The organism is Streptomyces sp. MH60 (genome assembly GCF_002939385.1).
Lineage (GTDB): Bacteria > Actinomycetota > Actinomycetes > Streptomycetales > Streptomycetaceae > Streptomyces.
The window spans coordinates 60204-68172 of the sequence record NZ_MULI01000038.1 but is presented as its reverse complement, the minus strand read 5'-3'; the positions used below and the strand labels follow the sequence as shown (position 1 = coordinate 68172).

7 protein-coding genes and 1 pseudogene are annotated in these 7969 nt (G+C 74.8%); 6 read left to right on the top strand and 2 right to left on the bottom strand.

What is annotated here, in order from left to right:
• Nucleotides 1-399, top strand: a pseudogene (locus BZZ08_RS22720) (pyridoxal phosphate-dependent aminotransferase); the annotation flags it as partial.
• A complete protein-coding gene (locus tag BZZ08_RS22715; protein ID WP_104634095.1) occupies nucleotides 396-1436 on the top strand; it encodes an MBL fold metallo-hydrolase in 1041 nt (346 codons plus the stop codon). The pseudogene BZZ08_RS22720 and the gene BZZ08_RS22715, both read left to right, overlap by 4 nt.
• Before the next feature lie 206 nt (nucleotides 1437-1642).
• Here BZZ08_RS22715 and BZZ08_RS22710 read toward each other — a convergent pair whose 3' ends face one another.
• Both BZZ08_RS22710 and BZZ08_RS22705 read right to left on the bottom strand, forming a co-directional pair.
• A complete protein-coding gene (locus tag BZZ08_RS22710; RefSeq protein WP_104634094.1) occupies nucleotides 1643-2269 on the bottom strand; it encodes a DedA family protein in 627 nt (208 codons plus the stop codon).
• Nucleotides 2266-3039 carry an MBL fold metallo-hydrolase gene (locus tag BZZ08_RS22705; protein WP_198601633.1) on the bottom strand — a complete coding sequence of 258 codons (774 nt, stop codon included), beginning with the start codon at nucleotides 3037-3039 and terminating at the stop codon, nucleotides 2266-2268. The genes BZZ08_RS22710 and BZZ08_RS22705 overlap by 4 nt, the downstream gene beginning before the upstream one ends.
• Nucleotides 3040-3133: 94 nt before the next feature.
• On the opposite strand from BZZ08_RS22705, the gene BZZ08_RS22700 reads away from it, so the two are divergent.
• From BZZ08_RS22700 to BZZ08_RS22685, 4 genes are all read left to right on the top strand, one after another.
• A complete protein-coding gene (locus BZZ08_RS22700; protein WP_104634093.1) occupies nucleotides 3134-3535 on the top strand; it encodes a hypothetical protein in 402 nt (133 codons plus the stop codon).
• A gap of 108 nt (nucleotides 3536-3643) precedes the next feature.
• Entirely contained in the window at nucleotides 3644-5797 is a 2154-nt protein-coding gene (locus BZZ08_RS22695) for a phage holin family protein (protein WP_104634092.1), read from the top strand.
• A gap of 82 nt (nucleotides 5798-5879) precedes the next feature.
• Nucleotides 5880-7304 carry an amino acid permease gene (locus tag BZZ08_RS22690; RefSeq protein ID WP_104634091.1) on the top strand — a complete coding sequence of 475 codons (1425 nt, stop codon included), beginning with the start codon at nucleotides 5880-5882 and terminating at the stop codon, nucleotides 7302-7304.
• Between the two features lie 194 nt (nucleotides 7305-7498).
• The gene (locus BZZ08_RS22685; protein ID WP_104634090.1) at nucleotides 7499-7924 is read left to right on the top strand and encodes an OsmC family protein; all 426 of its coding nucleotides are present in this window, start codon (nucleotides 7499-7501) and stop codon (nucleotides 7922-7924) included.
• Nucleotides 7925-7969: the final 45 nt, after the last annotated feature.

Genomic DNA, 7969 nt, shown 5'->3' with positions numbered 1-7969 from the left:
CACGCGCGCGTGGCCGCCGCCGTGCACGCCGCCGTCGTCGCCGCGGGCGCCACCGCCCGGCCCCCGCAGGCGGGCCGCCACCTGTACGCCGACCTCGGCCCGCTGCGCGACGCGCTCGGCGCCGAGGGCGTCGGCGACGCCCAGGAACTGGAGGACTTCCTCAGCGCCCGGCTCGGCATGCCGGCCCCCGGCGGCCACCGCTTCGGGGACGACCTGCCCGCCCTGCGCGTCCGGCTCGCCACCGGGCCCCTGCTCGACGCGGGCACCGACGAGCGGCGGGCGGAATGCCTCACCTCGCCGGATCCGTTGGAACTGCCACACGTGCAACGCGCGTTGACCGGTCTGAAGTCGGTCTTCGCCGGTCTCCGCGACGCTCAGCGATGGGAGCCCCCTCGATGACGCAGCAGCCCCGGTCGACCACCAGCAGCGCCGCGTCCGCCGAGGACACCGGCGCGGCCGCCGCCCACCCGCCGCTCGCCGGGCCCCGGCCACCGGCCGAGCACCGGGTGTGGCCGCGGACCTTCCATGACCGGCTGACCGCGCCGCTGCCCGGTCTGAAGGCCTTCGCCAGATTCGCCCGCGAGGGCGCGGTCAGACCCGGCCCCGCCGGACTCGCCGACATCCCCCGGCTGCCCTACGCCCCCGGCCCGCTGCCCCGCGTGGACGCCCGCACCGTCGCCGTCACCTGGGCCGGACACGCCAGCTGGGTGGTGCGGATCGGCGGCCTCACCGTGCTCACCGACCCGGTCTGGTCCCGCCGGATCCTCGGCACCCCGCCCCGGGTCACCCCCGTCGGCGTCGCCTGGAGCGCCCTGCCCCGCGTCGACGCCGTCGTCATCAGCCACAACCACTACGACCATCTGGACGCGCCCACCCTGCGCAGGCTCCCGCGCGACACCCCCGTCCTCGTGCCCGCCGGTCTCGGCCGCTGGTTCCACCGCCGCCGCTTCACCCGGGTCACCGAGCTGGACTGGTGGGAGGCGACCGAGCTGAACGGGGTCCGGTTCGACTTCGTCCCGGCCCACCACTGGTCCAAGCGCAGCCTCACCGACACGTGCCGCACCCTGTGGGGCGGCTGGGTCCTCACCGCCCCCGACGGGCGGCGCGTCTACTTCGCCGGCGACACGGGGTACGGCCACTGGTTCTCCCGTATCGGCCGCCGCTACCCCGGCATCGACCTCGCCCTGCTCCCCATCGGCGCCTACGACCCCCGCTGGTGGCTCAGCGACGTGCACTGCGACCCGGAGGAGGCGGTGCGGGCCGCCCAGGACGTCGGCGCGCGCCACATGGCGCCGATGCACTGGGGGACGTTCGTGCTGTCCGCGGAGCCGGTCCTGGAACCCCTCACCCGCGTACGCGCCGCCTGGGAACAGGCGGGCCTGCCCCGAGAGCGCCTGTGGGACCTGCCGGTCGGCGGCTCCCGGGTGTTGGAGTAGCGACTACCACCCGGCACGGACCCTGTCCTCCCGCCACCCGGTGAGTATCGCGCCGCCCCGGGCTCCCACGACCGCCGAGCCGCCGCCCGGACCGGTACGCCTCGCCCGCCGGGGCTGACGCACGGCCGTCCGCCCCGGGCGGCCGTCCGTCACCGCCGGGCGCCAGGGGGACCGGCCCGCGTTTCCCGGGGCAACCGCCGGAGGCCCTACGCCTTCGCCGGTCCCCGGAAGTGGCGCCACAGGCCCGGGGCGGTGCTGACCAGTACGGTGAGGGCGATCGCCGCGGCGACGCCCTCCCACGGCTTGCTGAACAGGGCGCCGCTGAGGACCCCGATCAGCTGGTAGGTCAGCGCCCAGGCCAGGCAGGCCGGCAGGTTGCCGCGCGCGAAGCGGCGCAGCGGCCACTTGGCCAGCAGGCAGGCCAGCATCACCGGTATCCGGCCGGCCGGCACCAGCCGGGAGAGCACCAGCACCGCGACGTCGTGCTCGGCGAGTTTCTCCTGCGCCTGCGCCAGCCGTTCCTCCGGCGCCCGGGACCGGATCGCCTCCAGCCAGCGCGAGCCGTTCTTCGAGCCCACCCCGCGCCGGCCCAGCCAGTACAGCGCCATGTCGCCGCAGAACGCGGCCAGCGACGCCGCCGCGAACACCATCAGCATGGCGAACGGCAGCGTCTGGTGCATCGCCACCACCGCCGCCGAACTCACCAGCGCTCCCGTCGGCACCACCGGCACCAGCGCCCCGATCAGCACCAGCAGGAACAGCGACGGATAGCCGAGCGCCTGCTGCGTCGGCTCCGTCGGTATGTTCAGCGTCGCGGCCCCCAGCCAGCTCACCGCGCGACCTCCACCCGCACACTCTCGCCGTGCCCCAGCCGGTGCACCGCCACGCCCGGCGCGCGCAGCGCCGACAGGCGCACGAACTCCTCGCCCGGCGTGTGGAACTCGTGGGGGCGCACGGCGTCCATTCCGATCGGCCAGTACGTGCCGTAGTGCACCGGCACCGCCGTGCGCGGCGCCAGCCGGGCCAGTGCCTCGGCCGCCCGCCCCGCGTCCAGGTGCTCCGCACCCAGGTAGGGGCCCCAGCCGCCCACCGGCAGCAGCGCCACGTCGACCGGCCCGACCTCCGCCTCCATGCCGTCGAACAGACCCGTGTCCCCGGCGAAGTACGTCCGCGCCTCGCCCTCGACGACATAGCCGAGCGCCGGGGCGCGGTGCCGTCCGACCGGCAGCCGCCGCCCGTCGTGCCGCGCGGGGACCGCCCGTATCCGCAGGTCACCGACGGTCGTCTCGTCACCCGGCGCCACCTCGGTCAGCTCCAGGTGCCCGAGCCGGCGCAGCCCCGGCACCGCCCGTCGTGCGCCCCGGGGCACGAGCAGGCGCGTGCCCGGCGCGAGCCGCGCGAGCGACGGCACATGCAGGTGGTCGGCGTGCAGATGGGAGACCAGCGCCACGTCCGCGCGCCACGCCGCCGGCGGCGGCACCGCGCCCTGCCTGCGGCGCAGATGGGCCAGCCGGCGGACGAACAGGGGATCGGTGAGCACGCGGATGCCCGAATCCTCGACCGTGCAGGTGGCGTGACCCCACCAGGTGAGCTCCACCGGCACCTCTTTGCCTCCTTCGCGCGACTCCCCGAAGCCTACGTCCAGGAGTAGGGTCGGCGGCGAAAACGGGAGGTGACGGGAGGTGAGGGGGGACACCATGGGGCCGGTGCGGGTGACGGCGATCGCGAGTCTGACGCCACTGGAACAGCTGGACGACGACCCCTTCCTGGTCGACTCCCGCAGCCAGCACGCCATGTGCGCCCGCTGGGCCGTGGAGCACGGCTACGTCGTCGCCAGGCAGTTGCTGGTGCGTGGTCTGCGGCACGACCACGACGCCCTGTGGGACGGAGTGCGCCCCGGACAGGACCTGTTCGTGGCGCCCAGCCGCCGGGTGCTGGAGAGCGCGCTGTCCTCCGTCGACGACTTCACCGCGGAGTGCGCGCGGCGCGGCGTCCGCGTCGAGACCGTCGGCCACGCCGAACCGTCCTACGACGCCCGGATGAAGGCGTGCGTGCACCGCAGGCTCTCGATGCCGACGGCCGGGTACGACGGCCGCTGACCGCCGTCGCGCGGGTGTGAACCGGACCCAGGGGGGACAAACGGGCAGTCCGGGGCGTTGTGGCAGGGTGGGGAAGGCCCGCGCGGACGACGGGCCGGGACGTGAGGTGTGCGGAGCGTGGGTGGAGGGCGTTGGCGCCGGGTCGCCAGTCAGCTGGGGCGGAGTGTCACGGTGTGGGCCGTCTCCACCGTCACCATGCTCGTGCTCGCCGGGATCCTGCCCGACTTCCGGCTCCAGTCGCCCGACGGCGACAGCGCGACCGACATCGCCATGACGGCCGCGGTCGGCGCCGGAGCCTTCGGCCTGCTCTCGGCCCTGGTCTGGCCGCTCCTGGTCCGCCTGCTGCTCCTGGTGCCGACCCTGGTCCTCGGCCTGCTGGTCTTCTTCCTCAACGGCGGGCTGCTGCTCCTCGCGATCGACGTCAACCCGGCCGGACGCGGCGGCGTCGCCCCCGAGACGGCGGTCGTCGTGGCCGCCGTCATGTCCGCCGTCGCCTCCGCCACCGGCGGCGCCCTGGCCGTGCGCGACGACGACGCCTACCGCCGCCGCCTGTACCGCCTCGCCGACCGCCGGCGCAGATCCGGCCCGCCCTGTCCGGCAGACCCAGGCACCGTCTTCCTCCAGCTGGACGGCGTCGGCCACGACGTCCTGCTCGACGCCGTCGACCGCGGCGCCATGCCCACCATCGCCCGCTGGCTCGGCCGCGACGGCGCCTCCGCCACCCACCGGCTCGCCCCGTGGCGCACCGACTGGTCCAGCCAGACCGGCGCCAGCCAGCTGGGCATCCTGCACGGCAGCAACCACGACGTCCCCGCCTTCCGCTGGTACGAGAAGGACAGCGGCGAGGTCATGGTCTGCAACCGCCCGACCAGCGCCGCCGAACTCCAGTACCGCGCGGTCCGGCGTACCGGCGACGGCGGACTGCTCAGCCTCGACGGCGCCAGCCGCGGCAACCTGTTCGGCGGCGGCGCCGACGAACAGGCCCTCGTGCTGTCCATAGCCACCCGCCGCCGCAGCCCCGAGACCCGCTCCAGGTCCGGCTACTTCGCCTACTTCTCCGACCCCGCCAACGCCGTGCGCACCGCGATGTCCTTCGTCGCCGAGGTGTGCCGGGAGATCGGCCAGTCCACCCGCGCCCGCGTCCACAAGGTCCGCCCGCGGGTCTCGCGCGGCGGTCTCTACCCGTTCGTGCGCGCCTTCGCGACCGTCGTCGAACGCGACGTCGTCGTCGCCGCGGTCATGGGCGACATGCTCGCCGGCCGCACCGCCGTCTACGCCGACCTGGTGGCCTACGACGAGGTCGCCCACCACTCCGGGCCGGGCGGCCGGGACGCCGCCAAGGTCCTCCAGCGGCTGGACCGGTCGCTCGCCCTGATCGAGAAGGTCGCCGAGCACGCCCCCCGCCCGTACCGGATCGTGATCCTCTCCGACCACGGCCAGAGCCCCGGCGAGACCTTCCGCGCCCGCTACGGCCTGACCCTCGCCGACCTGGTGCGGGCCGGCTGCGGACTGCCCGTGCCGCGCAGTGCCCGGCGCACCCGCAGCGGCGCCGAGGCGCGCAACACCGTACGGGCCGCCCTGCACCGGCCCGTCGAGGAGGGCGCCGAGCAGCAGCGGCCCGCCGACACCCCCACCGGGCGCCGCTCCGAGCCGATCGTGCTGGCCTCCGGCAACCTGGGCCTGGTCTCCTTCCCGGACGTGCCGCACCGGATGACCCGGGAGGAGATCGACGCCCGCCACCCCGCCCTGCTGCCGACCCTCGCCAACCACCCCGGTATCGGCTTCCTGCTGGTGCGCAGCGAGGAACACGGCGGTGTCGTGCTCGGCGCGCGCGGCGTCGAGGTGCCCCTGGACCGGCTCGACGAGGACCCGGGGCCGCTCGCCCCCTTCGGTCCCGGCGCCGCCGACGCCGTACGCCGCACGCACTCCTTCCCGCACACCGCCGACATCATGGTCAACTCCTTCCACGACCCGGCCGACGGCGAGGTCCTCGCCTTCGAGGAGCAGATCGGCTCGCACGGCGGACTCGGCGGCGCTCAGTCGCGCGCCTTCCTGCTGTCGCCGGTCGTCCTGTCCGCGCCGGTCGCCGAGGGCGCGGAGATCGTCGGTGCCGAACACGTGCACCGGGTGCTGCGCCGCTGGCTGCGCGAGTCGAACGGCCCGCAGGTGCCCGTGGGCCCCGTGGACGATTCGCGGCCGAACGCCGTGGACGGCGCACCTTTTCCCGTCACAGAGGGGTTCGTACAGGACAAAAGCGCCTGATTTGGAACGGTGTGGGACCGTGCCCGACCATGGGCGCGTCCGGCGATCCCGGGCACCCGTTCCATGAGAGGCGCACCACCCCATGCACGTCACCGGGACCGTCCCCCCACCGGCTCCGGAACCGCGGGCGACCCCCGCGGCCCCCGACCACACCGGCCCCGCCGACCCCGCTCCCGGCAACGGACGGCACGCCCGCCGCTTCGGGCTCCCGGTCGCCACCGCCCTGGTCATGGGCAACATCATCGGTGGCGGCATCTTCCTGCTCCCCGCCTCCGTCGCCCCCTTCGGCACCATCAGCCTGCTCGCCTTCGGCGTCCTGACCGTCGGCGCCATCGCGCTCGCGCTGGTCTTCGGCCGCCTCGCCGCCCGCGACCCGCGCACCGGCGGCCCCTACGTCTACGCCCGCGAGGCCTTCGGCGACTTCGCCGGGTTCCTCGCGGCCTGGGCGTACTGGATCACCACCTGGGTGTCCAACGCGGCCCTGGCCGTCGCCGCCGTCGGCTACCTCGACGTCCTGATCCCGGTGAACGACCACCGCTGGACGGCATGCCTGGCCGCACTCGTCGTCCAGTGGCTGCCCGCGCTCGCCAACTTCGCCGGCACCCGCTGGGTGGGCGCCGTCCAGCTGGTCTCCACCGTGCTGAAGTTCGCGCCGCTGCTGCTCGTCGCGGTCGGCGGGCTGTTCTTCTTCGACCCGGACAACCTCGGCCCGTTCAACGCGAGCGGCTCCGGCGGCGTCGGCGCGGTCTCCGCCGCCGCCGCGATCCTGCTCTTCTCCTACCTCGGCGTGGAGTCCGCCGCCGTCAGCGCCGGCGAGGTCAAGGACCCCCGCCGCACGGTCGGCCGGGCCACGGTCATCGGCACCGCGGGCGCGGCCCTCGTCTACCTGCTGGGCACCCTCTCGGTCTTCGGCACCGTCGCCCACGACCGCCTGGTCACCTCGGACGCCCCCTTCTCGGACGCCGTGAACGCCATGTTCGGCGGCGCCTGGGGCGGCTGGGCCGTCGCACTGGCCGCCCTGGTCTCGATGACCGGCTGCCTCAACGGCTGGACCCTGCTCAGCGCCCAGACCCCCTACGCGGCGGCCAAGGACGGCCTCTTCCCGGCCGCGTTCGCGCGCAGGCGGCGCGGGGTGCCCACGGTGGGCGTCGGCGTCACCGTCGTCCTCGCCTCGCTGCTCACCGTCTACAACTACACGTCCGGCTCGGCGAAGGTCTTCGAGGTCCTGGTCCTCGTCACCACCTTCACCGCCACCGTGCCGTACCTGCTGGCCACGGCCGCCCAGATCTTCCACCTGGTCTCCGGACAGGGCGAGAAGGTCGACCGGGCACGCCTGGTGCGGGACGGCGTGATCGCGGCGGTCGCGGCGGCCTTCTCCCTGTGGCTCGTCGCGGGCGCCGGCTACGCGGCGGTCTACCAGGGCGTGCTGTTCCTGTTCGCGGGCGTGCTCGTGTACGCGGTGATGGCGGCCCGCGGGCGCCGCGCGCAGGGGTCCACCGCCGCGTGATGGGCCTGCGGCGGGGGCACCACGACCTCGCGGCCCGCTGCACCGTCGTCGAACGCTTCCCGCGGACCTGCCCGGGCCCGCTGGCAGGGCGGTCTTCCGGGTGAGCCGAGCCGTAGTGTGATCGGATGGGGGCGGGAACCCGGGCACGGGTTACCACCACCCCGGTACAGCAAGCGAATTCGAGAGGACCCGCCGTGGCAACCACGCGCTCCGCACACACCGTCTGGGAAGGCAACCTGCTCGAGGGCAACGGTGTCGTCACCTTCGACTCGTCCGGCATCGGCGAGCAGCCGGTGTCGTGGCCGTCGCGCGCCGAGCAGGCGAACGGCAAGACCAGCCCCGAAGAGCTGATCGCCGCCGCCCACTCCAGCTGCTTCTCCATGGCGCTGTCGCACGGCCTGGCCGGCGCCGGCACCCCGCCCACCAAGCTCGTCACCTCCGCCGACGTGACCTTCCAGCCGGGTGAGGGCATCAAGGGCATCCACCTCACCGTGGAGGGCACCGTCCCCGGCCTCGACAACGACGCGTTCGTCGCCGCCGCCGAGGACGCCAAGAAGAACTGCCCGGTCAGCCAGGCCCTGACCGGCACGACCATCACCCTGTCGGCCAAGCTGGCCTGACGTGGACGCCCCGCGCCCTCCGGCACGCTCAGGTCGCGTGCCGGA